Here is a 26,654-nt window from a genome sequence, read left to right as displayed (position 1 = left end):
GCGGAAACAGAACCGCTATCCGCTGGACGTCGTCTCGAAACACGCCATCGTTCTACTGGGGGAATGGACAACGCTTCAGCGCTCGCACCCGCCGATCGTGATCGCGTCTCGACGCGTGTCAGCCTAGCCCTGCTCGGCGTCCGCAGCGACGCCCCCGTCCGCCGCACCGGCGGAGCCGGCCCGAGCGACGACGGCCACTTCGTCGTCGACGGCGAGGGCGCGGCCATCCCCCTCAATCCGAACAGTCCGTACGTCATCACCGCGTCTGGGCGCCTGACCCGCGACGGTGCCGATCTCGGCTTCGACGTCGCCCCGGTCGTCCGGCCGAAGTTCTACGACCTGCAGACCGACGAGGGCGTGGCCTACGACAAGATCGCCAAGCTCCACGGCAAGAACGTGCTCGCCACCACCGTCGTGCAGACCTGCGTCCGCTACGACGAGAGCGAGCGCTGCCGCTTCTGCGCCATCGAGGCCTCGCTCGATGCGGGCACGACGATCGCGGTGAAGACCCCCGCGATGCTCGCCGAGGTCGCCGAGGCGGCCGTACGGCTCGACGGCGTGACGCACATGGTCATGACCACCGGCACCTCGAACGGATGGGACCGCGGCGCCAAGCACCTCGCGCGCTGCGTGCGGGCGGTCAAGGCCGCCGTCCCGCAGCTCGAGATCCAGGTGCAGTGCGAGCCGCCCGCCGACCTGCAGGCGATCACCGACCTGTACGACGCGGGTGCCCGATCCATCGGCATCCATGTCGAGTCGATGGACGACGACGTGCGCCGCCGATGGATGCCGGGGAAGTCCCGCGTGAGCATGGACGAGTACCGCGCCGCGTGGCGCGAGGCCGTGCGGGTGTTCGGGTGGAACCAGGTGTCGACCTACCTCATCGTCGGCATGGGCGAAGACCCCGACGAGGCGGTCGAGGGGGCGCGCGAGCTGATCGAGATGGGCGTCTACCCCTTCGTCGTGCCGTTCCGCCCGCTCAAGGGCACGCTCGCCACCGACGTCGACAAGGTGCCGGCCCCGCACCGCGCGGTCGTCGACGACATCACCTCACGGGTCGCGCAGCTGCTGCACGCGGCCGGCATGCGCGGCGAGGATCAGAAGGCCGGGTGTGCCGCGTGCGGTGCGTGCAGCATCCTCAAGACGGCGGGCGCGTGATGTTCGACGTGCCGGTGCTGACCGGCGCACCCCGTGCGCAGGAGGCGCCCGCGTGGGTGATCCGGGTGGCCGATGCCGCCGACCTCGCCGCCTACCGCGCGATCCGGCGCGACGTGTTCGTCGACGAGCAGGGACTGTTCGCCGGGTCGGATCACGACGACATCGACGACGACCCGCGCACCGTGGTGCTGGTCGCGGCCACCGCCGCGGGCGACGTCCTCGGCGGGGTGCGGCTCGCCCCCGCCACCGCGCGCGACATCGGCTGGTGGACGGGTGGGCGTCTCGTCGTGCGCCGCGGCGCTCGCCACGCGGGCGGGATCGGTTCCGCTCTCGTTCGCGAAGCGTGTCGTGAGGCGGTGAGCCGGGGCGTGCTGCGTTTCGACGCCACCGTGCAGGAACGCAACGAGCCCCTCTTCCGTCACCTCGGGTGGGTGCGTTGGGGCGAGACCTCGATCGGCGGTACCCCCCACGTGCGGATGCGCTGGCCCATCGACCGCATCGCCGACCTCGTCGGGGCGATGAAGCTGCCCCTCGGCGACGTGCTCGCCGGCATCCGCGACGACCATCCCGATTCCCTCGGCGGCGACGGCTGGGTCGGAGACGACGGGGCGCTCGTGTCGGGCACCGACGTCGTGGTCGCCACCGACGCGATCCTTCCCGCCCTCATCGACAAAGACCCCGAGTGGGCGGGGTGGTGCGGGGTGCTGGTCAACGTCAACGACCTGTCGGCGATGGGTGCGCGGGCGGTGGGACTGATGGATGCCGTGTCGGCCGCCACCCCGTCGGCGGTGCGCCGCATCGTCTCGGGGCTGCGCAGCGCCGCGGTCGCGTGGGATGTGCCGATCCTCGGCGGGCACACGCAGCTGCGGGGGGCGTCGTCGCTGGCTGTGACCGCGCTGGGGCGCACGACCGCGCCGATCCCCGGCGGGGGCGGGCGAGCCGGGCACCGGCTGGGACTCACCGTCGACCTGCACGGCCGCTGGCGCCGCGGCTTCGAGGGACGCCAGTGGGACTCGACCTCCACCCGGACGGGCGAGGAGCTGCGGCACCTGGCGGGGCTCCTCGCCGCGCACCGACCGGCCGCGGCGAAAGACGTCAGCATGGCCGGCATCGTCGGGACGACGGCGATGCTCGCCGAGGCGTCGGGCACCGGCGCGCGCATCGACGTGGCCGACATCCCCGCACCGCCCGACGTCGCCTTCGGCGACTGGCTCACCTGCTTCCCGGGGTACGGCATGCTCACTGCCGATGCGCCCGAGATCCCCTCGCCGCTCGCGCACTCGGCGACGATCGGCGAACTCAGCGCCGAGCCCGGCGTCGTGCTGCGGTGGCCCGACGGCGTCGAGACCCGTGCGCTCGACACGGATGCCACGGGCCTCGGCCAGGCGTAACGCAACCTCTTTCCGGCCGAAACCAATCCGAAACACGAACCGACGAGCCTGGTATCAGACAAACGCTCCATCCCCGGCTCCACCGACGCGAAGGACACCATCATGACCACCGACATCGACGCTCAGATCGCCGAGAACATCGCCAAGTCCCTCGGCGAGGTTCCGCACCCCTCGCTCCCCAAGGGCAGCAACATCTACGGCTCCACCAAGCTCTTCCCCGACTTCCAGGCCGAGAACGGCGAGTCGTACTTCACGCTCATCCACGGCATCCCGCACGAGTCCTCGGTGAGCTTCGTCGCGATCCTCCAGGCGACCCGGGCCCTGCGCAAGGGCTTCGAGTCGGCCATCTACCTCTACGGTCCGGGAACGCTGGCCGCCACCGCCAACCGCGGCTTCCCCACCACGGGCGACGCGGGCTTCCCCGGCGAGCTGAACATGAACAACTCGCTCGAGACGTTCATCAAGGAGGGCGGCACGGTCTACTGCTGCCGCTTCGGCCTGGCCCTGCACGGCATCCGCGAAGAGGACCTCATCGAGGGTGTCATCCCCGCGCACCCGCTCGACGTGCAGGACGCGCTCATCTACTACGCGCGCAAGGGCGCGATCATCAACTCCACCTACAACCTCTGAGGCCCGGCATGACCATGAAAGTGGCTTCCGTCTCGGCGAACTTCACCCGAGACCTGGAGCAGAACTACGCGCTCATCGCCGACCTGGTGACCGAGGCGCGCGCCGCGGGGGTGTCGTTCCTCGCGTTCCCCGAGGCCGCCATCGGCGGGTACCTCTCCTCCCTCGGCAACCACGGCGACACCGTCAAGACCACGAAGCGCTCGATGCCGCCGGCCATCCGGCTCGACGGCCCCGAGATCGCCCGCGTGCAGGAGCTCGTCGGCGACATGGTCGTGACGATCGGCTTCTGCGAGCTGGCCGACGACGGTGAGACGCGGTACAACGCCGCCGTGTGCCTGGACGGCGAGAACATCTACGGCTCGTACCGCAAGGTGCACCAGCCGCTGGGCGAGAACATGTCGTACTCGGCCGGTGACACCTATCGCGCCTTCGACACCCCCGTCGGGCGCGTGGGCATGCAGATCTGCTACGACAAGGCGTTCCCCGAGGCTGCGCGCATGCTCGCCCTCGACGGCGCCGAGATCGTGGTGAGCATGTCGGCGTGGCCCGCGGCGCGCACCGCGACCGCCGAGAACCTGCAGGACGACCGCTGGACCTACCGGTTCAACCAGTTCGACATCGCGCGGGCCCTCGACAACCAGGTGTTCTGGATGGCATCCAACCAGTCGGGCACCTTCGGATCGCTCCGCTACGTCGGCAACGCCAAGGTCGTCGACCCGGGCGGCAACATCCTCGCGACGACCCTTCTCGGCACCGGGCTCGCCATCGCCGAGATCGACATCGAAGAGACGTTCCGGACGATGCGCGGGGGCATGTTCCACCTGCGCGACCGTAGGCCCGACGTGTACGGCCCGGTCGCCGAGACGGCCGGGGAGCACGTCGAGGGCTGGAAGGAGCTGGCCCGTGCCTGAGATGCGCTTCGCGGTGCGCTGGCCCGACGGTGTCGAGTCCTCGCACTACTCGCCGAGCCTCGTGATGCACGACTACCTCACCACCGGGAGCAGCTACGACGTCGCCGATTTCGTCGCGCGATCGAGCGAGGCCCTGGATGCCGCGGGCGAACGCGTGCGGGCCGCCTACGGCTTCGCGTGCACCTCGGCCATGGCATCCCGTGACGAGATCGTGCGGTCGGCGGCTGCCTACGACGGCGGCGAGGTCACCGTGCTGCGCATGGAGCCTCCCCTCCCGGTGGGTGCGTCATGATCGCCGTCGACCTGCAGCCGGGCGACCACTACTCCGCGGTCATCGTCGGCGGCGGCCAGGCGGGCCTCTCGGTCAGCTGGCACCTCGCGCAGGCGGGCGTGCGGCACGTCGTGATCGAGCGGGAGTCCGCGGCGCACGAGTGGCGCGACGGGCGGTGGGACAACTTCACCCTCGTGACCCCGAACTGGCACTGCCGGCTTCCCGGTTACCCCTACGACGGCCCCGACCCCGACGGGTTCATGACCCGCGACGAGGTCTACGCCTGGGTGCGCGGCTACGCCGACACGTTCGACGCGCCGATCGCCGAGGGTGTGGAGGTGCGGCGGGTCGACCGTCGCGACGACGGCGTGTTCGTCGTGCAGACCAGCGCGGGCGAGATCACCGCGGATGCCGTCACGTCGGCGACCGGGGGCTATCACCGCCCCATCACGCCGTCGTGGGCCGACGACCTGCCCGAGCGCATCGTCCAGATGCACTCGCACCACTACCGCAACGCGGGACAGCTCCCGGGTTCGGTGCTCGTGGTGGGGACGGGGCAGTCCGGCACGCAGATCGCCGAGGACCTCCACCTCGAGGGGCGCCAGGTGCACCTCGCCGTGGGGCGCGCGCCGCGCGTGGCGCGGTTCTACCGCGGGCGGGACTGCATGACGTGGCTCGCCGACATGGGCGTCTACGACGTGCCGGTGGGAGAGCAGGCCGCGGCCAAACGCGCGGCGACCAACCACTACGTCACCGGGCGCGACGGCGGACGCGACATCGACCTCCGCCTCTTCGCGGCGCAGGGGATGGGCCTGCACGGACGGGCGATCGGCGTCGCCGACGGAACCCTCGCGTTCGACGACAGCCTCACGGCCAACCTCGACCGGGCCGACGCGGTCGCCGAGTCGATCAAGAACGACATCGACAACTACATCGCCCGCGAGGGCATCGACGCTCCCGTCGAAGAGCGCTACCGGCCGGTGTGGACGCCTGGCGGAGGCCCCACCCGGCTCGACCTCGATGAGATCGACGCCGTCGTCTGGGCCATCGGCTTCCGCGCGGACTGGTCGTGGCTCGGCGACCTCGACGTGCTCGATGCGGCCGGGCACCCGGCGCACGACCGCGGCGCGACGGCGGTCCCCGGATTCTCCTTCGTGGGGCTTCCGTGGCTGCACACGTGGGGCTCGGGCCGTTTCCACGCGATCGCACGGGATGCCGAGCACGTCGCCGCCGGCATCGTGGCGGCGTCGCGCGGCGTCCTCGCCGTGCGCTGAGCGGCCAGCGCGTACTCTCGGGGAATGGCATCCGTGACGATGGCTGCGGTGGCGGCCCACTTCGGCCGCGACGTGGACCGCACGCTCGCGAAGCTCCCCGGCATCGTCGAGGACGCGCGCGGGCGCGGCGTCGACCTTCTCGTGCTCCCGGATGCCACGATCGGCGGCTACCTGCTCGACCTGCACCATCCGGTGGAGGAGGGTGACGGCATCCCGCACTCCGTCGAGATCGACGGGCCCGAGGTGGCCGCGATCGTCGCGCTGGCGGGTGACATGACGGTGTGCTTCGGAATCGCCGAGCGCGCCGTCGACGGCGGCGAGGAGCGGCGGTACAACACCGCCGTCTGTGTGAACGGCGACGGCGTGCTGGGGGTGCACCGCAAGGTGCACCTGCCGCTGGGCGAATCGGAGGTCTACGCCGCCGGCGACGACTTCCGCGCCTTCGACACCCCGGTCGGTCGCATCGGGATGCTGATCGACTTCGACAAGACCTTCCCCGAGGCGGCGCGGTCGGTCGCGCTCGACGGTGCCCAGGTCATCGCGTGCCTGAGCGCGTGGCCGGCGAGCGTGACCGACCGGTCCGACCGCATCCGCAACGACCGGCAGGCCCACCTGTTCGACCTGTACGACTGCGCGCGCGCGGCCGAGAACCAGGTCTACCTCGTGTCGTCGAACCAGACCGGCGTGCTGGGCGGCCTGCGCTTCCTCGGGCAGGCGAAGGTCGTCGACCCCGCGGGCGAGATCGTCGCCAAGACCTGGGCGAAGGGCGGGCTCGCCGTCGCGGAGGCCGACGTCTCCGCCGACGTGGCCCGCGCGCGACGCTCGCTCAACCACCTCGCGCAGCGCGCCGAACACGCCTACCGGCTCAGCGCGCCGGCGTAGACCCCGTGCTCGCCGCGGAAAGGACGACCCATGCGCATCGCGCAGCTGACCTACTCCACCAAACCCCGCGGCGGGGTCGTGCACACCCTCGCGCTCGCCGAGGCGCTGGCCGCGCGCGGGCACGACGTAGAGGTGTGGACGCTGGGGCGCGGCGACGACACCGCGTTCTTCCGTCCGGTCGACCCGCGCGTCCGCGTGCGCGTCGTGCCCTTCCCCCCGCGCGACGGCGAGGGCGTGGGGGAACGCATCGAGCGCTCGATCGAGCTGATGGCCGCGGCGCTGGACCCGGATGCCGAGATCGTCCACGCGCAGGACTGCATCTCGGCGAACGCGGCGCTTCGTCGCGGCATCCCGGTCGTCCGCACGATCCACCACCTCGACACCTTCACGACGCCGCAGCTCGTGGCCTGCCACGACCGTGCGGTCGTCGAACCGGTCGCGCGACTGTGCGTCTCGCGGGCCGTCGCGCGCGAGGTCGAGCGCGATTACGGCGTGCGGCCCGAGGTGATCGCGAACGGGGTGGATGCCGAGCGGTTCGCGGCCGCGGCCGATGACGACCGGGCTCAGTGGAGGAGTCAGCTCGGCGCGTACGTGCTGGCCCTCGGGGGCATCGAGCCGCGGAAGGGCTCGATCGACCTGCTCGAGGCCTACGCCCTCACGCGCGAAACGCACCCCGACCTGCGCCTGGTCTTCGGCGGCGGCGAGACGCTGTTCGACTACCGCGACTACCGCGCGCGGTTCGAGGCGCGAGCCGTCGAGCTCGGCATCCGTCCGATCATCCTCGGTCCGGTCGACGACGCCGCGCTGCCGGCCCTGGTCGCCGAGGCGCGGGCGCTCGCGTTCGTCTCGACCAAGGAGGGCTTCGGTCTCGCCGCGATGGAGGCGCTCGCCGCGGCCACGCCGGTGGTCGCGCGAGACCTGCCGGTGATCCGCGAGGTGTTCGGCGACGCGGTGCTTTACGCGTCGACGCCATCCGAGATCGCCGCCCGGCTCGACGCGGTGCTGCGCGGACGGGCGTCGATCGACGCGGCCGCCGGGGTCGAGCTCGCCCGCGCCCACACGTGGGATCGCGCCGCGCGAGCGCACGAGGAGTTCTACGCCCGCGTGCCGCTGGCGAGCGCGCGATGACCGAGCAGACATTCTCGGCGATCCTCGCTGAGCGCGCGCGGGCCGATCCCGACGAGCCCCTCGTCGTGGACAGTGCCGGGGCGATGACGGCGGGGGAGCTGGATGCCGCGGCCTCGGCGCTCGCGCACGAACTCCTCCGCCGTGGGGTGCGGCGCGACGACCTCGTCGCGGTGTCGCTGCGCAACGGGCGTGACTTCGTCATCGCCTGCTTCGGGATCTGGCGGGCGGGCGCGACGCCGCAGCCCCTGTCGACCGAGCTGACCGCGGGGGAGCGCGGCGCCCTGGAGGCGCTGGCCGTGCCCGCGGCCGCCGTGGGGTCGCGGCCCGTGTCGCCGGGGATCGCGTGGCTGCCCGGAGCGCGCGTGGCCCCGCGCGGCGGCGAGCTGCCGGATACGGCGGCATCGTGCTGGAAGGCCCCGGCGACCTCGGGCTCGACGGGACGGCCCAAGATCGTGCGCGCCGCCGCGCCCGCGACCCTGGATCCCTCGCGCCCGGTCGCGGAGTTCCTGCCCCACCGGGCGACGCAGATCGTCGCCGGACCCCTGTGGCACTCCGCCGTGTTCACCTACGCGTTCCGCGGCCTGCTGACGGGTCACCGTCTCGTCATCCTGGACCGCTTCGATCCCGCCGCGTGGGTCACGGCCGTCGAGACGCACCGGGCGACGTGGGGTCTGCTGGTTCCCGCGATGATGGCGCGGCTGCTGCGTCTGCCCGCCGAAGCGCGGGTGCCCGAGCGCGTCGCGAGCATCGAGAGCGTGCTGCACATGGGGGCGCCGTGCGCGCCAACACTGAAGCGCGCTTTCCTCGACTGGATCGGCGCCGAGCGGGTCGACGAGGTGTACGCCGGCAGCGAGTCGAACGGTCTCACCCGCATCACGGGCACCGACTGGCTCGAGCGCCCGGGCAGCGTCGGGCGGCCGATCGGGGGCACCGAGATCCGTATCCGCGACGACAGCGGGCGCGACCTGCCCACGGGCGAGGGCGGACTGGTGTGGATGCGGCGCGGCGCCGCCCCCGCCTACGCCTACGTGGGCGCGAGCTCGCGCCGCGACGCCGAGGGTTGGGACACCCTCGGCGACGTCGGACACGTGGATGCCGACGGCTACCTCTTCCTGCACGACCGGTCCGACGACATGATCAACCGCGGGGGTGACAAGATCGCCCCCGCCGTCATCGAGGCGGCGCTCGAAGAGCATCCCGCCGTGGCGGAAGCCGTCGCCTTCGGCGTCGCCGACGACGAGCTGGGCCAGGTGGTGCACGCCGCCGTCCGGCTCACCGACCCAGCGGCATCCGCGTCGGTGATGGCCCACGCCCGGGCGCACCTGGGTCGTCGCGCGCCCGTCGCGCTGCACGTGTCGACCACGCCGCTGCGCAACGACGCCGGGAAGGTGCGGCGGTCGGCTCTGGCGGAGCGGTTCGTCGGCTGAGCGGCACGGGAGGCGTGGCGCTCCTCGTGTGTTGTTGCGTCCCTCGGTCGCACGTCAGCGCGCAGCGCTGCCCGCCGGTCGATGCGCGCGGACCGCTCCGACCGCGGGCCGCCGGCGGTTCTTCACGGTGCTGGAGGATGCCGTGCGGGCGTTCGCCGCGGAGACGTCGGACCGGGAGGAGGGCACGCGCTGAGATCCGCCGACCGGGGCGCCGCCGGCGTCACGGGCGTCGCAATCCGCCGCGCAGCGCGAGGAGGACGACGCCGAGCGCGACGGCGACGGCCCCTCCGGCGATGATCGAGGCGGATCGCGCCCCCACGGCATCCGCGAGGATCCCGAGGACGGGAGAGCCGAGAGGGATGCCGCAGAGCGTGACCATCGCGAACAGCGCGTTGACGCGGCCGCGCAGCGCGTGCGGGGTGACCAGCTGCACGAAGGCGGCGCCCTGCGCCATCAGCAGCATGGAGGCGATTCCCGCCGGGACGAGGCCGACCGCGTACAGGGGGAAGGTCGGCAGCGCACCGGTGGCCGCGGTGAGCAGGCAGACGCCGATGGCGGCAGCGGCGATCGAGCGGGGAGTGACCCGACCGAGGACCGCCGTCAGGGCAGCCCCCGCGATGGTGCCGACCGCGAGTGCCGACCCGAGCAGCCCGACGCCGGTCGCTCCCGCGGAGAAGTCCTGCGTTGCGGCCAGGGTCGCGATCGACAGGATGTTGGGGGAGATGAGTCCCGCCACGGCGGTGAGCGCGAAGACGAGGCGCAGGCGCGGTTCGGTGAAGACGAAGCGCACCGCGTGCCCCATCCCCGCGGGAACGGCCTCGTCGCCGTCGGGCTGGCCGTCGCGCCGGCGGGGCAGCCGGGTCAGCACGAGAGCGAAGACGCCCAGGGCGGCGGCGCCGACGACGAACGACGGGCCGTTCCCGAATCCCGCGATGAGGAACCCCGCGGCGCTCGGGCCGATCAGCCGGCCGAGCTGGAAGAACAGGGTGTTGAGCCCGACGGCGTTCGAGAGCACACGGGCCGGCACGATCTCGGTGATGACCGTGGGCCGCATCGCGCTCTCGAGCGCGGAACCGAGGCCGTACACCGCGGCCAGGACGAGGGCGAGGGGAAGGGTCATGACCCCCAGCAGGAGCGACGTCGCCTGCGCGAGCCCGACCAGGGCCATCGTGCTTTCCCCGGCGATGAGCAGGCGACGCGGTCCCCACCGGTCGGCGAGCACGCCGATCACGGGGCCGAGGACCAGGAGCGGGACGAACTGGATGGCCGCGGTGATGCCGAGCACCGCGCCGCTCCCGCCGCTGAGGTCGAGCACGAGCAGACTCTGCGACGTGCCCAGCATCCACGAGCCGATGAACGCGAGCTGCGCACTCGCCGCGTAGGCGCGGAACGCGGGGAAGGCGAAGCTCGCGATCGGCGAACGGCCGGGCCGGGCGGCATCCTCTCCCCCCGCGAGGGCGCTCACCACGGTTTGACGATGGAGGTCGGGTCCGCGTCGTACTCCTGGTCGCGACGGAGAAGGGACTCGTCCACGGTGGCGTACAGGATGCCGTCGACCTCGGGGGCGAGCGGCTCGGCGATGCTCTCACCGAAAGGTCCGAAGATGCGCGTGGAACCGCCGCCGCTGAGAATGCGATCGCGCTCGCCCTCCGGGAGCTCGAGCAGCTCGAGGTAGGCGGCGCCGGCCACGATGGTCGGGGCGAGGGTCACGACACCGCCCTCGGCGGCGTACTGCGAGCTCGCGGCCATGCTCGCCTCGGCGCTCATCGGGACGAACCCGGGATAGAGCCCGAAGTGGGGCCACGAGGCCACATGGAGTTGCTCGTTCTGCGACAACAGGGCGTGTCGGAGGAGCGGACGGCGGTTCTCGGAGCAGTTGAGGGCACCGATGCGGCCGATGGAGCTGTCGACGACCTCGAGATCGGCACCGGATCCGGAGGCGAAGATGTCCCACTCGACCGCGGACGGCTTCAGCTTCCGCCGCTTCATGGTGGTGATGCCGTCGTCGCTGATGACGTATTGCGCCATGTAGAGCTCGTCGCCCACGCGTTCGCTCAGACCGAGGACGACGGTGATGCGCCCCTCTCGCGCCGCCGCCTCGATCCGCCGATGCTGCGCGCTGCCCGCCACGAGCGAGTTCTCGAGGTAGCGCTGTCGGAACGGCGCGCGGTAGTCCTCGTCGCCGAACCACATGAAGCTGGGGTAGCCCGGCAGCCAGGTCTCGGGGAACGCGATGACACGCGCGCCGTGGGCGGCCGCCTCGGCGATCAGGGCGACGGTCTTGTCGGTCGTGCCGTCGAGGTCGAACCACACCGGCTCGGACTGCACGGCGGCGAGAGTGATCTGGGCCATGGGGGCTCCTTCGGGGACGGTCAGGCGCCGGCCAGCAGGGCGCGGCGGGCGAGGCGCCTCTCCTGCTGCAGGCGAGGGTCGGGGACGGGAGCGGCGGCGAGCAGCAGACGCGTGTAGTCGTCGGCCGGCGTCTCGGTCACGGTGCGGGTGGGGCCGAACTCCACGATCCGGCCCTTGTTGAGCACGGCGACCTCGTGCGAGACCTGGCGCACGACGGCGAGGTCGTGCGAGATGAACAGATAGCTGACGCCGAGGTCGCGCTGCAGCTCCGCCATGAGGTCGAGCACCTGCGCCTGCGTCGTGAGATCCAGCGCGCTCGTGGGCTCATCGCAGACGACGAGTCGCGGCGACACGGCGAGAGCGCGGGCGATCGCGATGCGTTGGCGCTGTCCGCCCGAGAACTCCCGCGGGTAGCGGTCGACGGCGTTTGCGGGCAGGGAGACGCGGTCGAGGAGGCCGCGGACGATGCCGTCCGCCTCGGCCCGCGTCATCCGGCGAAGCGCCAGCAGCGGTTCGGTGAGGATGTCGCCCACCGTCAGGGAGGGGTTCAGCGAGCTGTAGGGGTCCTGGAAGACGACCTGGATCTGCGTGCTCACCTCGCGTCGACGGGCGAGCGGCAGGTGCGTGATGTCGCGCCCGTCGTAGGAGATGTGTCCCCCGGCCACGCGGGTGAGGCCCAGGATCGCGCGTCCGATGGTGCTCTTGCCGGAGCCGGATTCGCCGACGAGGCCGAGCGTGCGTCCGGGCTTCAGCTCGAACGAGACGCCGTCGATCGCGGTGTACGCCGGGGTGAACAGACCGCGCTTGCGGTAGGTGACGCGCAGGTCGCTTACGCGCAGCGTCCCGTCGGTCGCGGGCGCGGGTGTCGTGGTGGTCATCATCGGGTGCTCGCCTCCTCATCGGCATACCAGACGGCGTGTTCGTCGCCGCGCATCGCGGGGTTCGCCGCGAGCAGACCTGCGGTGTATTCGTGGCTCGGGTGATCGAAGAGCTCCTCGACGGCGGCGTTCTCGATGATCCGCCCGTGCAGCATCACGATCGCGCGGTCCGCGACGTCGGCGACGACCCCGAAGTCGTGCGTGACGATGATCATCGCCATCGTCCGTTCCCGGCACAGCTCGCGCAGCAGCTCGAGGATGTCGGCCTGGACGGTGACGTCCAGCGCCGTGGTCGGCTCGTCGGCGATCAGCAGCTCGGGCTCGGCGGCCAGGGCCATCGCGATGCAGACGCGCTGTGCCATCCCACCCGAGAGCTCGTGCGGGAACGAGCGTGCGACGCGCTCGACGTCGGCGATCTTCACCTGCGCGAGGAGCCGGCGCACCTCGTCCCGGCGGGCGCGGCGGTCGAGCGTGCGGTGCAGTCGCAGCGACTCGTCGATCTGGTGCGCGACGGAGAACGCCGGGTCCAGGCTCACCATCGGCTCCTGGCCGATGTACGCGATGCGACGGCCGCGGACGTGGCGCAGCTCGCTCTCGGGGAGAGTGAGCAGGTCGTCGCCGTCGAGCACGATGCGCCCCGCGGTCGCCTCGACGCCGGTCGGCAGCAGACCGATGATCGACATGGCGGTCATCGTCTTGCCGGAGCCGGACTCGCCGACCAGGGCGAGGATCTCGCCGCGCCGCAGCTCGAACGACACGTCGGTGAGCAGGGGCGTCGCGCCGGCGGCCGCGGAGAGCCCGAGGACGGACAGCATCGCGCCCCGCTGGTCCACCGGGGTCGCGTCGGCGGGGAGAGGGGTCCGTGCGACCATCACGCCCCGCCCGGTGCCGGCGTTGCCGGGAATGGCATCCCGCACCGCGTCGCCGACGACGGTGAACGCGAGGATGGTCAGCACCAGGACGAGACCGGAGGGGACGAGCATCCACGGCTGCTGGTTGATGTAGGTGTTCGCGTCGGCCACGGACCCGCCCCAGCTCGGTGCCGGGGGAGGGCTCGCGAGCCCGAGGTAGCTGAGGCCCGCCTGCGTGAGCAGCGCGAGGCTCAGCACGATCGTGGCCTGGACGATCAGGGGGTTGCGAACGTTCGGCAGCACGTGGCGCGCGATGATCCGGGGCGAGCGGAGCCCGTAGACCTTCGCGGCGTCGACGTACAGCTCCGCGCTCGTGGCGGCGGCGCCGTCGCGGGCGAGTCGGAAGAACACCGGCGAGACGATCAGGCCGAACACCGCCATGGCCGTGTACACGTTCTTCCCGGTCACGGCGAGGATCGTGAGCAGGATGACGATGACCGGCACGCTCTGCAGCAGGTCGATGATGCGTGCCGAGACGGCATCCCAGCGGCCCCCGCGGAAGTAGCCGGCCGTGAGCCCCGCGGGCACGCCGATGACGAAGGCGACCACGAGAGCGAGCAGGGCGCCGAGCAGGCTCACCTGGCCGCCGTGGAGCAGGCGGCTGAGGATGTCGCGCCCCAGGCCGTCGGTTCCGAGCGGATGCGCGGCGGTCGGGAGGGAGAGCGTGTTCGCCAGGTCCTGCTTGACCGGGTCGTAGGGGGTGAGCAGGGGCGCGGCGATCGCGCCGATCACGACGATCGCGATCCACAGGAGTGCCAGGACCAGCGGAACCGAGATTCGCGGGCGGGCGCGGCGGGTCCGGACGGTGGGGACCGCGGGCGCGGGGGAGAGGGCGGTGGACATGGTCACCTCAGTTTCGGGTTGAGCCAGGCGGAGACGAGGTCGGTGAGGAGGTTCACGGCGACCACGAGCAGGGTCATGACGACAACGACCCCCTGCATGAGAGGAACGTCGAGTTTCGACACGGAGGCGAAGATGAGGCTGCCGAGCCCGGGGAGCGCGAACACCTGCTCGATCACGACCGCGCCGCCCAGCATGCCGACGAACTGCAGGCCGGTCACCGTCAGGACGGGGCCCGAGGCGTTGCGCAGCAGGTGCTTCGTGATGATCGACGTGCGCGACACGCCTTTCGCGCGCAGGATGCGGACGAAGTCGCGCCGTGCGAGATCGGTGAGGCTGGCGCGGGTCTGCAGGGCGATCGCGGTCGCCGAGGCGAGCCCGAGCGCGATCGTCGGCAGCGTCAGACTGCGCAACCAGCCGTTGGGGTCATCCTCGAACGGGATGTAGCCCGACGGGAGGAAGATCGGCACCCAGATCGCCAGGCAGAGCACGAGGACGAGGGCGAGCCAGAAGTTGGGCAGCGCCATGCCGACGACCGACACCAGCTGCACGGCGCGGTCGACGATGCCGCCACGGACCGCGGCGAGCACCCCCATCCCCACGCCGACGATCAGCGACAGCAGGGTCGCGGCGAGCGTGAGGCTCAGCGTGACCGGGATGCGGGCGGCGATGGTGTCCAGCACGGGGGAGTGGTCGTAGAAGCTGGTGCCGAAGTCGCCTCGCAGCGCCGCGGTGAGCCAGTCGAGGTAGCGCTCGAGAAGCGGGCGGTCCAGGCCCAGCGCGTCGCGCAGCGATGCGAGCTGTGCGGGGGTGGCGGTGTTGCCCAGGATCGTCGCGGCGGGGTCGCCGGGGATCAGCGGGACGAGCAGGAACGTCAGCAGTGAGACGAGGAGCACGAGGGGGACGGCGATCGCGAGACGGCGTCCGATGACCGAGAGCACGGGATTCTCCTTCCGGAGGAGGAACGCGAGGGTGGGAGTCGGGGGCGGGGCTCGCGGCCCCGCCCCCGACCGCGGGACATCAGGAGATCGGCGACCAGGCGTAGATCCAGGGGTAGCCCTCGCCGGGCCACAGCTTCACCTGGACGTTCTTCGAGGCGTAGACGATCACGTCGGCGTAGTACACCGGCAGGAACCACGCGTCGTCCGAGACGATCTGCGCGATCTGCTGGTACAGCGACGTCTGCTCGGCCGGGTCGCTCGACGCGGCCGCTTGGGCGTACAGGCTGTTGATCCGCTCGTCCGACGACTTGTAGGGGTTGAGCACGCCCGTCGGGGTGACGATCGGCGCCAGCGTGGTGTACATGTCGCCCTGCGTGTACGTCAGGGCGTAGGCGGGGTCCTTCGCGGCCTGGACGTTGGCGAAGAAGTCGCCGTCCTGGTCGATGGTCATCGTGACCCCGACCTCGGCGAGGTACCCCTGGATGGCCTGGACCATGGCGTCGTGGATGCCGGGGACCGAGGTGACGGCGAACGTGAATCCGTTCGCGTACCCGGCGTCGGCCAGCAGCTCCTTCGCCTTCTCGGGGTCGTACGGGTAGGCGTCGTCGAGAGCGGGGACGTTGCCGGTGGTCTGGGTTCCGAAGTACTGGTGCGCGGGGCTGCCGTACTCGCCGACGACCGCCTTCGTGATGGCGTCGCGGTCGATCGCGTAGTTCAGGGCCTGCCGCACGCGGACGTCGCCGAGCGCGGGCTGGTTGGTGCCGGCGCGGTCGCCGAGGACCAGTCCCCACGTGTCGGTGGACTGCGTGACGATCTGCAGCCCCGCCGACTTCGCGGCCGCGGCCGTCGTGGTGTTGCCGAGGGCGATGTCCATCGTGCCGGCGCGCACCGCGTTCAGCGTCGACGACGGGTCGGTGAAGTACTTGTACTCCAGGGCGTCGTACGAGAAGGCCGAGGCATCGCCCCAGTAGTTCGCGTTGCGGACGAAGCGCCAGTGGTCGCCGGACACGGTGGCGTCGGTGTCGAGGACGTACGGGCCCGTGCCCGCCGGCTCGGTGGCGAGATCCGGGCTGCTCAGGTCGGCCGGGCTGACCATCATCCCCACGTTGTGCGACAGCAGATCCTCCATCGCGGGGAAGGGCGCCGACAGCGTGATCAGGACGGTCTTGGCATCCGTCGCGGTGATCGTGTCGATCGCCGCCGCGTTGCCGATCGCGGGACCCGAGACGGTCTTGACGCGCTCGAGGTTGGCCACCACACCGGCCGCGTCGAGGGCGGTGCCGTCGGAGAAGGTCACGCCGTCGCGCACGGTGAGCTGGAAGCTGGTGGGGGAGAGGTACTCGTACGCCGAGGCGAGGCCGGGGGTGTAGGTGCCGTCGACGTTCTTGGTGATGAGCGTCTCGTAGGCGGGCTGCAGGATCCAGATCGAGGGACCGGAGTCGGCCAGGTACGGGTCGAAGCTCACGGCGCTGACGGTCGTGGCGATGTCGAGCTCGTCGGTCGACGAGCCGGATGACGAGCCGGCGCAGCCCGCGAGGGCGGCGGTGACGGAGAGCGAGAGGGCGATGGCCGCCGTCACGCGGAGGGGGCGTGGCATGGGAGGAGCTCCTTCGGGTGGGGTGGTGCGCGAACGCGTCGAGGTGAGGTGGATCAGGGGCAGGCGGACGGAGTGGGGCCGATCAGGTGTTCCCACGAGGCGGCGAGATCGAGCAGGTACTGCTCGTCGTCGGGGCGGGTGGCGAGCAGGCTGAGGGCGAAGGGTCGGCCGCCGGGGAGCGTGCCGGCGGGCAGCGCGACGGCGGGGTGGCCGGATTTGCTGGCGAGGAATGTCGCGAGCGGACCGGGGAACAGCACGGCGTCGACACTGTCGATCTCGCGCAGATGCTCGAGCACGCGCTGTGCCGCGTCGTACTCGTCGGCGCGGAGTCGGTTGCGCAAGGCGCGGTCGGCGCTCAGGTCCACCCGCGCGGAGGCCTCGATGTTGTCGATGCCGTAGGGCTGCTCGTCGGGAGTCGCGTCGCGGTAGTGCGCGTAGAGCGTGTCGAAATCGCGGACGGGGGAACCGGCGGGGAGGGCGTCGAAGTACTCACCGACTGAGTCGCGGAAGTCGAACGCGGGGACGAGGAGGTCGCTGGGCCGGTCGACGGGGATCGCCGTGGTGGCCGGCCGCAGGTCGACCCCCGCGGTCATCAGGGTCGCGACCGCGTCGGCCCACGCGGTCTGCGCGTCCGCCTCGGGGCCGGCCAGGCAGAGGGCGATGCGCGCGCCGGCGAGGCGGTCGACGCGCAGGGCGTCGAGGTACCGGCGGTGATCGTCGGGGCGCATCCCGCCGAGCGCGGCCGCGAGGTGGGCGACGCGAAGGGCGAGCGGACCCGGTGTGTCCTGCGCGAGGGTGATCGGCAGCGCTCCGCGGCGCGACAGCAGCCCGACGGTGGGACGCAGACCGTAGACGCCGCAGTTCGCCGCCGGAACGAGGATCGACCCGCCGGTGTCGGTGCCGATCGTGGCGTCCACGAGGCCGGCGGCCGCCGCCGCGGCGGATCCCGAGCTCGATCCGCCCGTCGGGAAGCGGTGCCCGCGGGGGTTGCGGGGCGATCCTCCCCGCGCGCTGTACCCTCCCGGGGCGGCGAAGGTGACCCATCCGCAGAGCTCCTGCAGGTTGGTCTTGCCGACGATGCCGGCACCGGCGCGACGCAGGTTAGCGATGATGTCGGCATCCCGGTCCGGAACGGACTCGGCGAGTGCGCGGGACCCCGCGGTGGTCGGCAGGCCCGCCACGTCGATGCTGTCCTTCACCAGGACGGTCAACGCCTCCAGCCCCGGCGTCGGGGCCGCCGACGCGCGCGTCTTCCACTGCTCATCGACCGTCGCGACCGCGCCGAAGCCGGTGGGCGCGATGTCGAGGGAGCGGATGCGCGCCAGCACGGGGTCATCGACGCCCGGCCGGCCCAGGGTGGGGAGAGAGATCACAACAGTCCTTTGCGAATTTGGGAACTGAGAGGATCTAAACAGACCGATGCGTGACGTAATTAGGGATCATATGAAACGTAATAGGTCCTCAACATGCCGGAAACATAAGGGAGCGTCGGACGCACAATCCCCGTCATCGCTGGGTAATCCGAGCGTTCTGTCGATAATGGCGCACCTAATTTTGTGAAGCGAGCGACATTAATTGGTCCATCCGAGTAGAGTGCTGAGGTGTCTTCCGATCAGTCCGCCGTCTCGGCGTTCCAGCAGTACGTCCGCGCGCGCATCCTGGAACACCTGCGTCAGAGCGGCGAGGCGAGTCGGACCGCATTGGCGGAGGTGACGGGGCTCTCCCGTCGTGCGCTCGGCGGCATCGTCGACGACATGAAGCAGGCCGGGCTCGTCGACGAAGCCGACGCCGACCGCGGACCCGACCGCGGTGTGGGCCGCCCCGCGCGGGTGTTGCGCCTCCCGGTGCGACAAGAGGTCACGCTCGCCGCCGACATCTCTCCCGACCGTCTCCGGGTCGCGCTGGTCGACTCCGCCGGAGCGATCCTGTCCGTCGCCGAAGCGAATGCCGATATCGCGCGGGGTCGCTCGCATACGGTGGGCACCCTCGTCGCACTCGCACGTTCACTCGATCGCGACGAGGGGCGCCACCCGGCGCGCGCGGTCCTCGGGCTTCCGACGATGGTGGACTACGAGCGTCAGCTCGTCGACCCGGCTGGCGCGCGCGCGCTCATGCCGAGCTGGACCGACGGTGCGACCGTCGACGAGTTCGCATCGGCGCTCGGGCTTCCCGTCACGATCGCCAACGGTGCGACGCTCGCGACCCTCGCCGAGCTCCGCCTCGGGGCGGGACGCGGGAGGAAGAACTTCATCGTCCTCGGGATCGGCCACGAGGGGATCGGCTCCGGCATCGTCGTCGACGGTCGCGTGTTCGAGGGGGCGCGAGGCTTCGCCGGTGAGATCAGTCACGTCAGCGTCCACGCCGACGGCGTGATCTGTCCCTGCGGGCAACGTGGATGCCTCGCCGCCGAGACGGCGAATCAGCTCCGGCTGTTCCTCCAGGCGCGCGGGGTCGACATGAACGCGGAGGCGTACGAGGAGCTGTCGACCGCGTCGGCGCAGGGCGACCCCGCCGTGCGGCGTCTGTTCGCCGACATCGGCTGGCAGATCGGTCGCGCCGTCGGCAGCGTCGCCAACGTCTTCGACCCCGACGCCGTGATCATCAACGACACCCTGACCGAGGTGGGCGACGACGCGGTGACGCAGAGCCTCGTCCGCAGCATCACGCAGCACACCCACCCCGGCATCACGGCGGGGATGACGGTCGTGGCCTCCGACCTGAAGCACACGTCGATCCTGGCGGGGGCGGGACTGCTCTGAGTCCCGCCCCCGCCAGGATGCGGAGCCGGCCGCCGCGGAACCCGCGACGACCGGTGTCATGCCTTCGTGAGGCGTGCGTTCAGTCGGCGCACCCGTCCGGGCTGCACGCGAGCCCTGCGGTGGCCTCGTGCGGTGCCGGCACGATCCGCGCCGCGGCGGTGATCTGCGCCCGCAGTTGGGCGGCTGACGCGGTCGGGCTCCCGATCTGCACGAGCTCGTCGCCGCGCCGCAGCAGCAGCATCGGGTAGCTGTGGACGCCGAGCTCGGCGAGCCAGTCCTGGTCCCGTCGGGCCTGGCCGGCGATCACGTCGTCGTCGAGGTGCCGCTGCACGGCGTCGGCGTCGAGTCCGCGGTCGGCCGCGATGGCGGCGTAGGTCTCGGCATCCGAGAGGCTGCGACCGTCGCGGTAGAACGCCGCCTGCATGGCGCCCGCCATCTCGAGCGCGCGGTCATCGCCCGCGCTCGCGCGCAGGGCGGCGAGGCCGCGGGCCGCGGCATCCGAGTCCAGCAGCGTGCGGCCCTCGCTCAGGAGGCGCTCGTAGTCGGGGCCGAAGGCGACACCGGTCAGCTCGGCGATGCGGGCGTTCGCGCCGGGGATGTGGCCGAAGCGCCCGATCGGGGCGGAGTTCGCGCCCGAGAACAGGGCGCCGTGGACCACGGTGATGCGGATGTCGTCATCGGCGGCCAGCTCGTGCAGGGCCGGCGCCATGCCGTAGCACCAGCCGCAGTAGGCGTCGAAGACGTAGAGGAGGTCGTGCATGGGGTGTCCTGTCATCGGGGGGCGGCTTCGTCGAACGCGTGACGCGCGTCGAGCACGTCTTGCATGTGGGTGCGTGCCCAGTTCTCGACCGCGAGCAGCAGGGGGCCGAGGCTCGCGCCGCGTTCGGTGAGCTCGTAGATCGCGTGGGGCGGGCTCGTGGGTTGGACGGTGCGGGTGAGCAGACCGTCGCGTTCGAGACCCTTCAAGGTCTGAGAGAGCATCTTGGGGGAGATGCCGGCGACTCGTCGTGCGAGATCGCCGTGGCGCGCGGGTCCGTCCGAGAGGACGCCGATGACGAGAATCGTCCAGCGGTCGCCGATCCGGTCCACCAGCTGCCGGCTGGGGCAGTCGGGGTTGTACGGGTCGAAGCCGAGTACCTCGTCCATGGGCGTCCTCTCGATCGGTCGGGTTTCAGTAAGCCACAGAGAAGCGCGCGCGGGGGTGAGCGTGCTGCTCGATCTCGTCGACGAAGGCGATGGCGTAGTCGGCGCCCGAGATCGCGGAGGTGCCCTCGGCATCCGTCAGCAGCACGTCGCCGCCCAGGCGGAAGGTGCCGGTGCGCTGGCCGGGGTTCCACGAGCCGAAGGTGGCGGCGGGGCTCAGGTAGAACCAGTCGAGGGCGGTGTCGCTGCCGCGCAGCGCGTCGAGGATCTCGCCGTGCGCGCGTGCCTCGGGCACGAAAGCGGCGGGGAACTCGTCGGTGTCGACCAGGCGCGGGCCGCCTTCGGCGACGGCGAGCGAACCGGCGCCGCCCACGACGCCGAGGCGCGCTCCCGCCGACAGAGCGGCGGAGACGACCGCGGGCAGGGCGACGATCAGGTTCGGCTCGCCCTCCTGGCGCGCGGTCGCGGGCAGGGCGACGACGATGTGCTGCGCGTCGGCCGTGACCTCGCGCACGAACGCCTCGTCGAAGATCGAGCCGGCGACGGATGCCACGCCCTCGGCGGTCTCGCCGCCCGAGCGCGAGACGCCGACGACCTCGTGACCGCGGTGGGTGAGTTCCGCGGCGATGTTGCTTCCCGCGTAGCCGGTGGAGCCGAAGACGACGACCTTTGCCATGATGTTCCTATCTTTAGGGGAGGTAGTACCTAAAAGATAGCACAGATGGACGCGCCTCGCCCCTCTCGAGCACAAGCGCACGCGCTGCCGCAGGCGTGGGCCGCGGGATGCGATCCGCCACGTTCTCTCCCCCCGAGGGGCCGGCGGCACCGGGCCTGCGGGTCACCCGTAGTCGGGCAGTGCGAACGTGTCGGCGGGAGGGCGGAACAGGCCCGTGGTCAGCCGACGTCCGGCGCGCGATGAGGCCGCTCGCAGCACCCCGTGAAAGAGGGCTCGTCCGGCGCGGGAGCGGGGATTCGCGAGTCGCGGTGTGCCTGGTGGCAGATCCTGTGCACGCTCGACGAACGGACGGAGGATGTCCTCGTAGCGCTGAAGGGCCGTCTCGACATCGGTGCTGCGCCCGAGCTCGCCGGCCAAGACGTAGGCACCCACGAGCGAGAGGGTCGTGCCCATGCCGCTCAGGGGAGACGCGCAATAGGCGGCGTCGCCGACGAGTGCGACGCTGCCACGGTGCCACGTGTCGAGGTGTACCTGGCCGACCCTGTCGAGATAGAACTCCTTAGCGTGGGCCATCTCGCGCAACACGCGAGGCGCTTGCCACCCGGCATCCGCGAATCGCCTGAGCAGCGCGTCTCGCGAACGACCGGAGTCGTCGTCGCCTGTGTCGGCCCGCTCGTCGCCGCGGGTCGGGTAGGACAGTGTGGCGCGGATCGTTCCCAGGTTGTCGGGGCGCAGGCTGATACTCCGTCCGCCCGTGGCGGTGTACCACCGCCACCAGTCGGTGTCGTCGGGCTCGCGTGGGATGGTCAGGTACGCCGTCGACATGTTCTTCGAGACGATCGGATCGACGCCGGGGAAGATCAATCGGCGTGTGCGAGAGCGCATGCCCTCGGCGATCACGACGAGGTCGAACTGCTCGTCGGTTCCGTCGTCGAACGTGACGTGTGCGCCGGCGCCGCGATCGTCGATCGAACGGATCGTGGTGCCGAAGCGGTACTCGACGCGCTCATGGGTGAGGTCGAACAACACCCGCGACAACTCGCCGCGGAGGATCTCGAGCTCGGCCGTCGCCCCGCCGGTGTCGTCACGCCCGGCGGGGAAGCTCGCCACCGTCTGCCCGCGGGTCCCGATGAATCGCGTTCCCGCCTCACGCGTGTTCCGGGCCCGGATCGCATCTTCGACTCCCATGCGGCGCACCACCTCGCGGCCAGCGCCGCGGATGTCGATGTTCTGCCCGCCCGCGCGCAGCTCGGGCGCGCGCTCGATGACGGTGACGTCCCATGCCGCGCGCTCCATCCAGAAGGCCAGCGCCGGCCCCGCGATGCTCGCGCCGCTGATGAGCACGCGCCGGCGCGCCGTCATCGCGCCACCTCCGTCGTGGCTGTCGCCGCGGCCGACGGCTCGCCGGTCTGCCGCTCGGCGCCGCGCGCTGCCTCGACGCCCGCCGGGCGCGAGGGGATCAGGAAGGTGGCGATGACGCCGACCACCAAGAACCCGGCGGCGAGGACGGCGCCGAAGGCCACGGCATCCGTCATCGCCTGACGTGCCAGGTCGGCGACGTTCTCGAGGCCCGGCACCTGACCGATCGGTTCGATCGCCGCGCCGGCGCTGTCGGTCACGGCATCGGCGAAGCCTTTCGCGTCGGAAGGGGCATACCCGCTGGCCTCGAGCCTGTTCTGCAGTCCCCCGCCCAAGGTCGAGAAGAACACGGTCGTGAGCGCCGCGATCCCGAGCGCCGAGCCGAGCTGGCGGAAGGTGCTCTGGATGCCGGAGCTCTGGCCGCCCTCCTCGGCGGGCACGTCGGCGAGGACGACGTTGGTGACCTGCGCGGTGGCGAAGCCGACGCCCACGCCGTAGAAGAAGAGGACGACCGCGATGAGCAGCCACGATGCGTCGGTGACAGCCGCGACGAGACCGAGGCCGGCGAGGCCGAGCACTTCGAGCACCAGTCCGAGTCGCACGAAGGCCAGCGCGCTGACGCGGTTCGAGAGGGGGAAGCTGATGCCGCTGGCGACGAAGCTGCCGATCGCGATCGGGACGAGGGCGAGGCCCGCCTGCAGGGGCGAGTAGCCGAGGGTGAACTGCAGCCAGAGGGGAAGCACGGCGATGATGCCGAATTCGCCGAGCCCGATGATCAGGGTGGCCACGTTGCCGTTGCGGAAGGACGCGATCGAGAACAGGCGCGTGTCCATGAGCGGCTGGTGGCGGCTGCCGGGGCGGCTGAGCCGTGCCTGCCTCCAGATGAACGAGGCGAGGAGGAACGCCGAGGCGACGAGTGCGACGAAGGCGGGCGACAGGCCGGAGTCCCAGCGGAAGCCGAACACCTCGAGAGCGTTCTCGCTCAGGATCCAGCCGTAGACACGACCCTCGACGAGCCCGAACGCGAGCAGTCCGAGACCGCTGACCGAGAGAGCGGCGCTGATGACGTCGACGCCGCCACGCGAGCGGGCGGGCTGGAGGAGGAACAGCACGCCGATGACGACGATCACGATCGTCAGCGGGATGTTGATGCCGAACGCCCAGCGCCACGACGCGTGCTCCGAGAGCCACCCGCCGAGGACGGGACCGAGCGCGGTGGCGGCGCCGATCGTCGAACCCCAGACGGCGAACGCCTTACCGCGTGCGGCGCCGACGAACATCGCGTTCAGCAGGGCGAGCGAGGTCGGCAGCACGGCCGCGGCGCCGATGCCCTGCAGGAAGCGGGCGAGGACCAGGATCTCGCCCGTGGGTGCGAGACCGGCGAGCAGGCTCGTGAGGCCGAAGACGACGACGCCGGCGAGGAACACCGTCTTCGCCCCCCACAGGTCGGAGAGGCGTCCGACGACGAGGAGCAGCGCGGCGAAGACGATCGCGTACGACTCCTGGATCCATTGCGCCTGGCTCGAGTCGATGCCCAGGTCGTCGATCACCGAGGGGGTGATGACGTTGACGATCGTCGTGTCCACGACGATCAGGGCGACCCCCAGAGCCACGGCTATCAGGCCGATCCAGCGGCGCGCACTCTCGGATCGTGGCATGGTGTCTCTCCTCAAATAGTTTCACAGTGAAATGGTTCTTTGGGAGAATAACTTGATGAAGTGATAACCTGCAAGTCCGGTCGCGGGATGCCGGAACGGAGGGCTTCATGGGTGACGACGACGCCGCTCACTCTTCGGACCCGGTTTCGCCCTCGGTCACGGACGCACTCCGCGCCTACGGTGCGACGTACGCGCAGGTCGCGCGGGCCTTCGCCGCATACGCCGGACTGCACTCCACGGACGCCGCGGCGATGATCGAGATCCTCGGGGCCGAAGAGCGCGGCACGCCGCTGTCGCCTGCGAGACTGAGCGACCAGATCGGACTCAGCTTCGGTGCCACCTCGACCCTTCTGAACCGGCTCGAAGCGGTCGGCCATGTGACCCGCAGCCGCACGCAGGCGGATCGGCGGGTCGTGACCCTGCATTCGACACCCGAGGTCCAGCGGCTGGCCGATGAGTTCTTCGCGCCTCTCGGGCGGCGCCTCGACGCGATGCTCGCCGCGCACTCGCCGGCGTTCCTCGCCGAGTTCTCGGCGGTGCTGATGGCGATGAGGGATGCCACCGACGACTACATCTCTCAGGGCCCCGGGAGCGAGAACGCGTCCGCCGAAGACACGGGTGAGCCCGTGCAAGATCGCGGCGGGGCAGAGCGCTGAAGAGACGTCGTCGACGTTCTGGCCGCGTCGCGATCCCTCGGGAGTTGTGACCGCAGGCCGGGGCGCGGGCCCCGGCCTGCAGCGATCAGCCGTTCGAGGACGTCCCGAATGCGGTGGTGTAGAGCTGTCGCAGCGCGTCCGTTGCGGGGCCGCTGTCGCAGGGTGAGATGAAGTCGTCCGTTGCGGCGACGAGGTACGTCTGGCCGGCGGTGAACAGCACGCCGGTGTCTTCCTGCACCTGTTCGACGGTCAACGTCGTGCCGGGGGTGCCGGCGAACACCTCGGTGACGGTGAGGGTGACGTTCTCGCCGGTGACGGCTGTGGCGGTGGCTTCGTAGGCAGTGTCGAATTCTTGCAGGCTCGCCACGGTCGGTGCCTGGCACGCGGCGGGGGTCTCGTCGGGGCCGGGGCCGGGGGCTTGGATGGCGGGCGTGGCGACGAGGCCGGCGATCAGGGCAGCCGCCCCGGCTGTTGCGGCGGCTCCGAGGGAGACCCCGGCGAACAGACGCCGCCGGTGGCGGGGGGCGGTCGCGGTGTTGCCGGCGAGGTCGTCGCGCTCCGCGGCGGCCACGATGCGCCGGATCCGGGCATCGTCCAGGCGCGGGTCGCCCGCGCTCGGGTCCGCCTGGCGCATCAGGGCCCTCAGGTCATCGTCGTTCATCGCTCTCCCCCTTTCGTGGTGGTGCCGGTTGGTCGGCGTGGTGCTTCCATCTCTTGTCGCAGTTTCTTCTTGGCTCGATGCAGGCGGATCGTGGCCGCGTTGGTCGTGATGTCCAGGATCGTCGCGATCTCGGGCGGTCCGAGTTCTTCCCACGCCCACAGGCGCAGGACCTCGGCGTCGGTGGCCGACAGGCGGGCCAGGGCCGCGCGCAGGCAGTCGGCACGCGGATCCTCCTCCGGGCCGGGGTCCACGGTGTCGGTCGGTGGGTCGACGGTGATGATCCGCTCCGCCACCCGCCACTGCCTCCGTGCGGAACGCTCGGCGTTTCGCAGGCAGTTGCGCGCGGTGACGTACAGCCACGGCAGGGGTTCCTCGGGCACATCGTCGAACCGTCTCCAGACGATCAGCATCGTCTCGGAGAAGACATCGTCCGCGGTCTGCGGATCGATTCGTCGACGAAGGAAGCGGAGGACCGCATCGCCGTGCGTTCGTACGAGCGATTCGTACGCTCGGGAGCGTTCCATCGGAAGTGTGTGCACGAAATCATCATGTCCGGGCTCGGGCGATGCTTTCACCTCGAATCGTCGAAAAAAATGTTCGGCGACATGAAAGGTCCGGCGCGGTGGTGGCCATGGACACAACGACGCTGCGCCGACCGCCCGCTCACCGGAACGGGCCGCAGCTGAGAGATAAGGCCCCTCCCATGAACATCAAGACCCTGACCGCACTGACCGCCGCCACCGCTGTGATCTTCATCGGCGGCCTGGGGTTCATCGGCGGCACCGCCGTCGCCGCGCTCCAAAACGCCGTCGCCCCACACGACAACACCTACATCGATACCGTCCCCGCCCCCGCAGACGACGCGATCGATGCCCCCTCCGCCCCGTTGATCCTCACCCCGAACCAGTTGGCCGCAGGGCCCGTGACGCTGCAGCCGGGCCAGATCCTCCTCGTCGTCTCCGACGCGCCCCAGGGCCGGACCTTCACGGGCACGGGCGGATCCAGCGACGACGGCATCGTCCAATTCGAAGCGGCCGACGCCACCGACGACGCCTCCTTCTTCGCCCACAAGCCCGGCACGACCACAGCCTGGGTCTCGGGACCCGACGGCCAGCGCGTGAGCTTCGACGTCACCGTCGCAACCTCCTGAG

The 26,654-nt window shown here is 71.2% G+C and carries 26 protein-coding genes; 12 read left to right on the top strand and 14 right to left on the bottom strand.

The window, feature by feature from the left end; all coding sequences use genetic code 11:
- Nucleotides 1–63: 63 nt before the first annotated feature.
- The 9 genes from QE412_RS11560 to QE412_RS11520 all read left to right on the top strand — a co-directional run bounded on the left by QE412_RS11560 (nucleotide 64) and on the right by QE412_RS11520 (nucleotide 9,072).
- Nucleotides 64–1,158, top strand: a complete 1,095-nt coding sequence (locus QE412_RS11560; protein WP_307314412.1) for an MSMEG_0568 family radical SAM protein — start codon at nucleotides 64–66, stop codon at nucleotides 1,156–1,158.
- A complete protein-coding gene (locus QE412_RS11555) occupies nucleotides 1,128–2,549 on the top strand; it encodes an MSMEG_0567/sll0787 family protein (protein WP_307483743.1) in 1,422 nt (473 codons plus the stop codon). Before QE412_RS11560 ends, QE412_RS11555 begins: the two co-directional genes overlap by 31 nt.
- 102 nt (nucleotides 2,550–2,651) lie before the next feature.
- Entirely contained in the window at nucleotides 2,652–3,179 is a 528-nt protein-coding gene (locus QE412_RS11550) for an MSMEG_0572/Sll0783 family nitrogen starvation response protein (RefSeq protein ID WP_058595835.1), read from the top strand.
- Nucleotides 3,180–3,187: 8 nt separating this feature from the next.
- Nucleotides 3,188–4,090 carry a carbon-nitrogen hydrolase family protein gene (locus tag QE412_RS11545; protein WP_307483739.1) on the top strand — a complete coding sequence of 301 codons (903 nt, stop codon included), beginning with the start codon at nucleotides 3,188–3,190 and terminating at the stop codon, nucleotides 4,088–4,090.
- A gap of 1 nt (nucleotide 4,091) precedes the next feature.
- Nucleotides 4,092–4,382 (top strand): MSMEG_0570 family nitrogen starvation response protein, encoded by a 291-nt coding sequence (locus tag QE412_RS11540; RefSeq protein WP_307487184.1) that lies wholly within the window; start codon nucleotides 4,092–4,094, stop codon nucleotides 4,380–4,382.
- The gene (locus tag QE412_RS11535) at nucleotides 4,379–5,635 is read left to right on the top strand and encodes an MSMEG_0569 family flavin-dependent oxidoreductase (protein WP_307483737.1); all 1,257 of its coding nucleotides are present in this window, start codon (nucleotides 4,379–4,381) and stop codon (nucleotides 5,633–5,635) included. The genes QE412_RS11540 and QE412_RS11535 overlap by 4 nt, the downstream gene beginning before the upstream one ends.
- A 24-nt stretch (nucleotides 5,636–5,659) precedes the next feature.
- Nucleotides 5,660–6,517 carry a carbon-nitrogen hydrolase family protein gene (locus QE412_RS11530; RefSeq protein WP_307483734.1) on the top strand — a complete coding sequence of 286 codons (858 nt, stop codon included), beginning with the start codon at nucleotides 5,660–5,662 and terminating at the stop codon, nucleotides 6,515–6,517.
- A gap of 30 nt (nucleotides 6,518–6,547) precedes the next feature.
- Nucleotides 6,548–7,645: an MSMEG_0565 family glycosyltransferase gene (locus QE412_RS11525; RefSeq protein WP_307483733.1), complete on the top strand. Its 1,098-nt coding sequence runs from the start codon at nucleotides 6,548–6,550 to the stop codon at nucleotides 7,643–7,645.
- Nucleotides 7,642–9,072 carry an AMP-binding protein gene (locus QE412_RS11520; protein WP_307483731.1) on the top strand — a complete coding sequence of 477 codons (1,431 nt, stop codon included), beginning with the start codon at nucleotides 7,642–7,644 and terminating at the stop codon, nucleotides 9,070–9,072. The genes QE412_RS11525 and QE412_RS11520 overlap by 4 nt, the downstream gene beginning before the upstream one ends.
- Before the next feature lie 220 nt (nucleotides 9,073–9,292).
- Here QE412_RS11520 and QE412_RS11515 read toward each other — a convergent pair whose 3' ends face one another.
- The 7 genes from QE412_RS11515 to QE412_RS11485 all read right to left on the bottom strand — a co-directional run bounded on the left by QE412_RS11515 (nucleotide 9,293) and on the right by QE412_RS11485 (nucleotide 17,964).
- Nucleotides 9,293–10,540 carry an MFS transporter gene (locus tag QE412_RS11515; RefSeq protein WP_307483729.1) on the bottom strand — a complete coding sequence of 416 codons (1,248 nt, stop codon included), beginning with the start codon at nucleotides 10,538–10,540 and terminating at the stop codon, nucleotides 9,293–9,295.
- Nucleotides 10,534–11,424 (bottom strand): carbon-nitrogen hydrolase family protein, encoded by an 891-nt coding sequence (locus QE412_RS11510; RefSeq protein ID WP_210072616.1) that lies wholly within the window; start codon nucleotides 11,422–11,424, stop codon nucleotides 10,534–10,536. Before QE412_RS11510 ends, QE412_RS11515 begins: the two co-directional genes overlap by 7 nt.
- A 20-nt stretch (nucleotides 11,425–11,444) precedes the next feature.
- The gene (locus QE412_RS11505) at nucleotides 11,445–12,302 is read right to left on the bottom strand and encodes an ATP-binding cassette domain-containing protein (RefSeq protein WP_307483726.1); all 858 of its coding nucleotides are present in this window, start codon (nucleotides 12,300–12,302) and stop codon (nucleotides 11,445–11,447) included.
- Nucleotides 12,302–14,056: a dipeptide/oligopeptide/nickel ABC transporter permease/ATP-binding protein gene (locus tag QE412_RS11500; protein WP_307483724.1), complete on the bottom strand. Its 1,755-nt coding sequence runs from the start codon at nucleotides 14,054–14,056 to the stop codon at nucleotides 12,302–12,304. Before QE412_RS11500 ends, QE412_RS11505 begins: the two co-directional genes overlap by 1 nt.
- Nucleotides 14,057–14,058: 2 nt before the next feature.
- Nucleotides 14,059–14,994: an ABC transporter permease gene (locus QE412_RS11495; protein ID WP_307483721.1), complete on the bottom strand. Its 936-nt coding sequence runs from the start codon at nucleotides 14,992–14,994 to the stop codon at nucleotides 14,059–14,061.
- Nucleotides 14,995–15,073: 79 nt separating this feature from the next.
- A complete protein-coding gene (locus QE412_RS11490; protein WP_307483719.1) occupies nucleotides 15,074–16,591 on the bottom strand; it encodes an ABC transporter substrate-binding protein in 1,518 nt (505 codons plus the stop codon).
- 53 nt (nucleotides 16,592–16,644) lie between these two features.
- Complete coding sequence (locus QE412_RS11485) at nucleotides 16,645–17,964, bottom strand: amidase family protein (RefSeq protein ID WP_307483716.1); 1,320 nt, start codon at nucleotides 17,962–17,964, stop codon at nucleotides 16,645–16,647.
- Nucleotides 17,965–18,192: 228 nt separating this feature from the next.
- Here QE412_RS11485 and QE412_RS11480 point away from each other — a divergent pair, with 228 nt between their 5' ends.
- Complete coding sequence (locus tag QE412_RS11480) at nucleotides 18,193–19,350, top strand: ROK family transcriptional regulator (protein WP_307483713.1); 1,158 nt, start codon at nucleotides 18,193–18,195, stop codon at nucleotides 19,348–19,350.
- Nucleotides 19,351–19,429: 79 nt separating this feature from the next.
- Here QE412_RS11480 and QE412_RS11475 read toward each other — a convergent pair whose 3' ends face one another.
- The 5 genes from QE412_RS11475 to QE412_RS11455 form a co-directional block, all read right to left on the bottom strand.
- Complete coding sequence (locus tag QE412_RS11475) at nucleotides 19,430–20,110, bottom strand: DsbA family protein (protein ID WP_307483709.1); 681 nt, start codon at nucleotides 20,108–20,110, stop codon at nucleotides 19,430–19,432.
- An 11-nt stretch (nucleotides 20,111–20,121) separates the two neighbouring features.
- Entirely contained in the window at nucleotides 20,122–20,496 is a 375-nt protein-coding gene (locus QE412_RS11470) for a winged helix-turn-helix transcriptional regulator (protein ID WP_307483707.1), read from the bottom strand.
- Nucleotides 20,497–20,521: 25 nt separating this feature from the next.
- Complete coding sequence (locus tag QE412_RS11465) at nucleotides 20,522–21,169, bottom strand: NAD(P)-dependent oxidoreductase (RefSeq protein WP_307483703.1); 648 nt, start codon at nucleotides 21,167–21,169, stop codon at nucleotides 20,522–20,524.
- Nucleotides 21,170–21,331: 162 nt separating this feature from the next.
- A complete protein-coding gene (locus tag QE412_RS11460) occupies nucleotides 21,332–22,531 on the bottom strand; it encodes an FAD-dependent monooxygenase (protein ID WP_307483699.1) in 1,200 nt (399 codons plus the stop codon).
- A complete protein-coding gene (locus QE412_RS11455; RefSeq protein WP_307483697.1) occupies nucleotides 22,528–24,186 on the bottom strand; it encodes a DHA2 family efflux MFS transporter permease subunit in 1,659 nt (552 codons plus the stop codon). Before QE412_RS11455 ends, QE412_RS11460 begins: the two co-directional genes overlap by 4 nt.
- Nucleotides 24,187–24,293: 107 nt before the next feature.
- On the opposite strand from QE412_RS11455, the gene QE412_RS11450 reads away from it, so the two are divergent.
- Nucleotides 24,294–24,842 (top strand): MarR family winged helix-turn-helix transcriptional regulator, encoded by a 549-nt coding sequence (locus QE412_RS11450; RefSeq protein ID WP_307483695.1) that lies wholly within the window; start codon nucleotides 24,294–24,296, stop codon nucleotides 24,840–24,842.
- Between the two features lie 85 nt (nucleotides 24,843–24,927).
- Here the strand turns inward: QE412_RS11450 and QE412_RS11445 are convergent, their stop codons facing one another.
- On the bottom strand, nucleotides 24,928–25,503 hold the full coding sequence (locus QE412_RS11445; RefSeq protein WP_307483693.1) for a hypothetical protein: 576 nt from the start codon (nucleotides 25,501–25,503) through the stop codon (nucleotides 24,928–24,930).
- On the bottom strand, nucleotides 25,500–26,027 hold the full coding sequence (locus tag QE412_RS11440; protein WP_307483690.1) for an RNA polymerase sigma factor: 528 nt from the start codon (nucleotides 26,025–26,027) through the stop codon (nucleotides 25,500–25,502). The genes QE412_RS11445 and QE412_RS11440 overlap by 4 nt, the downstream gene beginning before the upstream one ends.
- A gap of 179 nt (nucleotides 26,028–26,206) precedes the next feature.
- On the opposite strand from QE412_RS11440, the gene QE412_RS11435 reads away from it, so the two are divergent.
- Nucleotides 26,207–26,653, top strand: coding sequence for a hypothetical protein (locus QE412_RS11435; protein ID WP_307483688.1), 447 nt, complete (start codon nucleotides 26,207–26,209; stop codon nucleotides 26,651–26,653).
- Nucleotide 26,654 lies beyond the last annotated feature (1 nt).

Source organism: Microbacterium trichothecenolyticum, from assembly GCF_030818955.1.
GTDB classification, from domain to species: Bacteria; Actinomycetota; Actinomycetes; order Actinomycetales; family Microbacteriaceae; genus Microbacterium; species Microbacterium trichothecenolyticum_B.
The sequence above is the reverse complement of the archived record's forward strand: the minus strand, read 5'-3'. Positions and strand labels throughout refer to the sequence as shown.

What these genes read in the sequence shown, in the direction of transcription:
- QE412_RS11560 (WP_307314412.1), top strand. Translation starts at nt 64, where the DNA reads ATGGACAACGCTTCAGCGCTCGCACCCGCCGATCGTGATCGCGTCTCG.
- QE412_RS11550 (WP_058595835.1), top strand. Translation starts at nt 2,652, where the DNA reads ATGACCACCGACATCGACGCTCAGATCGCCGAGAACATCGCCAAGTCC.
- QE412_RS11545 (WP_307483739.1), top strand. Translation starts at nt 3,188, where the DNA reads ATGACCATGAAAGTGGCTTCCGTCTCGGCGAACTTCACCCGAGACCTG.
- QE412_RS11540 (WP_307487184.1), top strand. Translation starts at nt 4,092, where the DNA reads ATGCGCTTCGCGGTGCGCTGGCCCGACGGTGTCGAGTCCTCGCACTAC.
- QE412_RS11535 (WP_307483737.1), top strand. Translation starts at nt 4,379, where the DNA reads ATGATCGCCGTCGACCTGCAGCCGGGCGACCACTACTCCGCGGTCATC.
- QE412_RS11530 (WP_307483734.1), top strand. Translation starts at nt 5,660, where the DNA reads ATGGCATCCGTGACGATGGCTGCGGTGGCGGCCCACTTCGGCCGCGAC.
- QE412_RS11525 (WP_307483733.1), top strand. Translation starts at nt 6,548, where the DNA reads ATGCGCATCGCGCAGCTGACCTACTCCACCAAACCCCGCGGCGGGGTC.
- QE412_RS11520 (WP_307483731.1), top strand. Translation starts at nt 7,642, where the DNA reads ATGACCGAGCAGACATTCTCGGCGATCCTCGCTGAGCGCGCGCGGGCC.
- QE412_RS11510 (WP_210072616.1), bottom strand. Translation starts at nt 11,424, where the DNA reads ATGGCCCAGATCACTCTCGCCGCCGTGCAGTCCGAGCCGGTGTGGTTC.
- QE412_RS11505 (WP_307483726.1), bottom strand. Translation starts at nt 12,302, where the DNA reads ATGACCACCACGACACCCGCGCCCGCGACCGACGGGACGCTGCGCGTA.
- QE412_RS11500 (WP_307483724.1), bottom strand. Translation starts at nt 14,056, where the DNA reads ATGTCCACCGCCCTCTCCCCCGCGCCCGCGGTCCCCACCGTCCGGACC.
- QE412_RS11490 (WP_307483719.1), bottom strand. Translation starts at nt 16,591, where the DNA reads ATGCCACGCCCCCTCCGCGTGACGGCGGCCATCGCCCTCTCGCTCTCC.
- QE412_RS11475 (WP_307483709.1), bottom strand. Translation starts at nt 20,110, where the DNA reads ATGCACGACCTCCTCTACGTCTTCGACGCCTACTGCGGCTGGTGCTAC.
- QE412_RS11470 (WP_307483707.1), bottom strand. Translation starts at nt 20,496, where the DNA reads ATGGACGAGGTACTCGGCTTCGACCCGTACAACCCCGACTGCCCCAGC.
- QE412_RS11465 (WP_307483703.1), bottom strand. Translation starts at nt 21,169, where the DNA reads ATGGCAAAGGTCGTCGTCTTCGGCTCCACCGGCTACGCGGGAAGCAAC.
- QE412_RS11460 (WP_307483699.1), bottom strand. Translation starts at nt 22,531, where the DNA reads ATGACGGCGCGCCGGCGCGTGCTCATCAGCGGCGCGAGCATCGCGGGG.
- QE412_RS11455 (WP_307483697.1), bottom strand. Translation starts at nt 24,186, where the DNA reads ATGCCACGATCCGAGAGTGCGCGCCGCTGGATCGGCCTGATAGCCGTG.
- QE412_RS11450 (WP_307483695.1), top strand. Translation starts at nt 24,294, where the DNA reads ATGGGTGACGACGACGCCGCTCACTCTTCGGACCCGGTTTCGCCCTCG.
- QE412_RS11445 (WP_307483693.1), bottom strand. Translation starts at nt 25,503, where the DNA reads ATGAACGACGATGACCTGAGGGCCCTGATGCGCCAGGCGGACCCGAGC.
- QE412_RS11440 (WP_307483690.1), bottom strand. Translation starts at nt 26,027, where the DNA reads ATGGAACGCTCCCGAGCGTACGAATCGCTCGTACGAACGCACGGCGAT.
- QE412_RS11435 (WP_307483688.1), top strand. Translation starts at nt 26,207, where the DNA reads ATGAACATCAAGACCCTGACCGCACTGACCGCCGCCACCGCTGTGATC.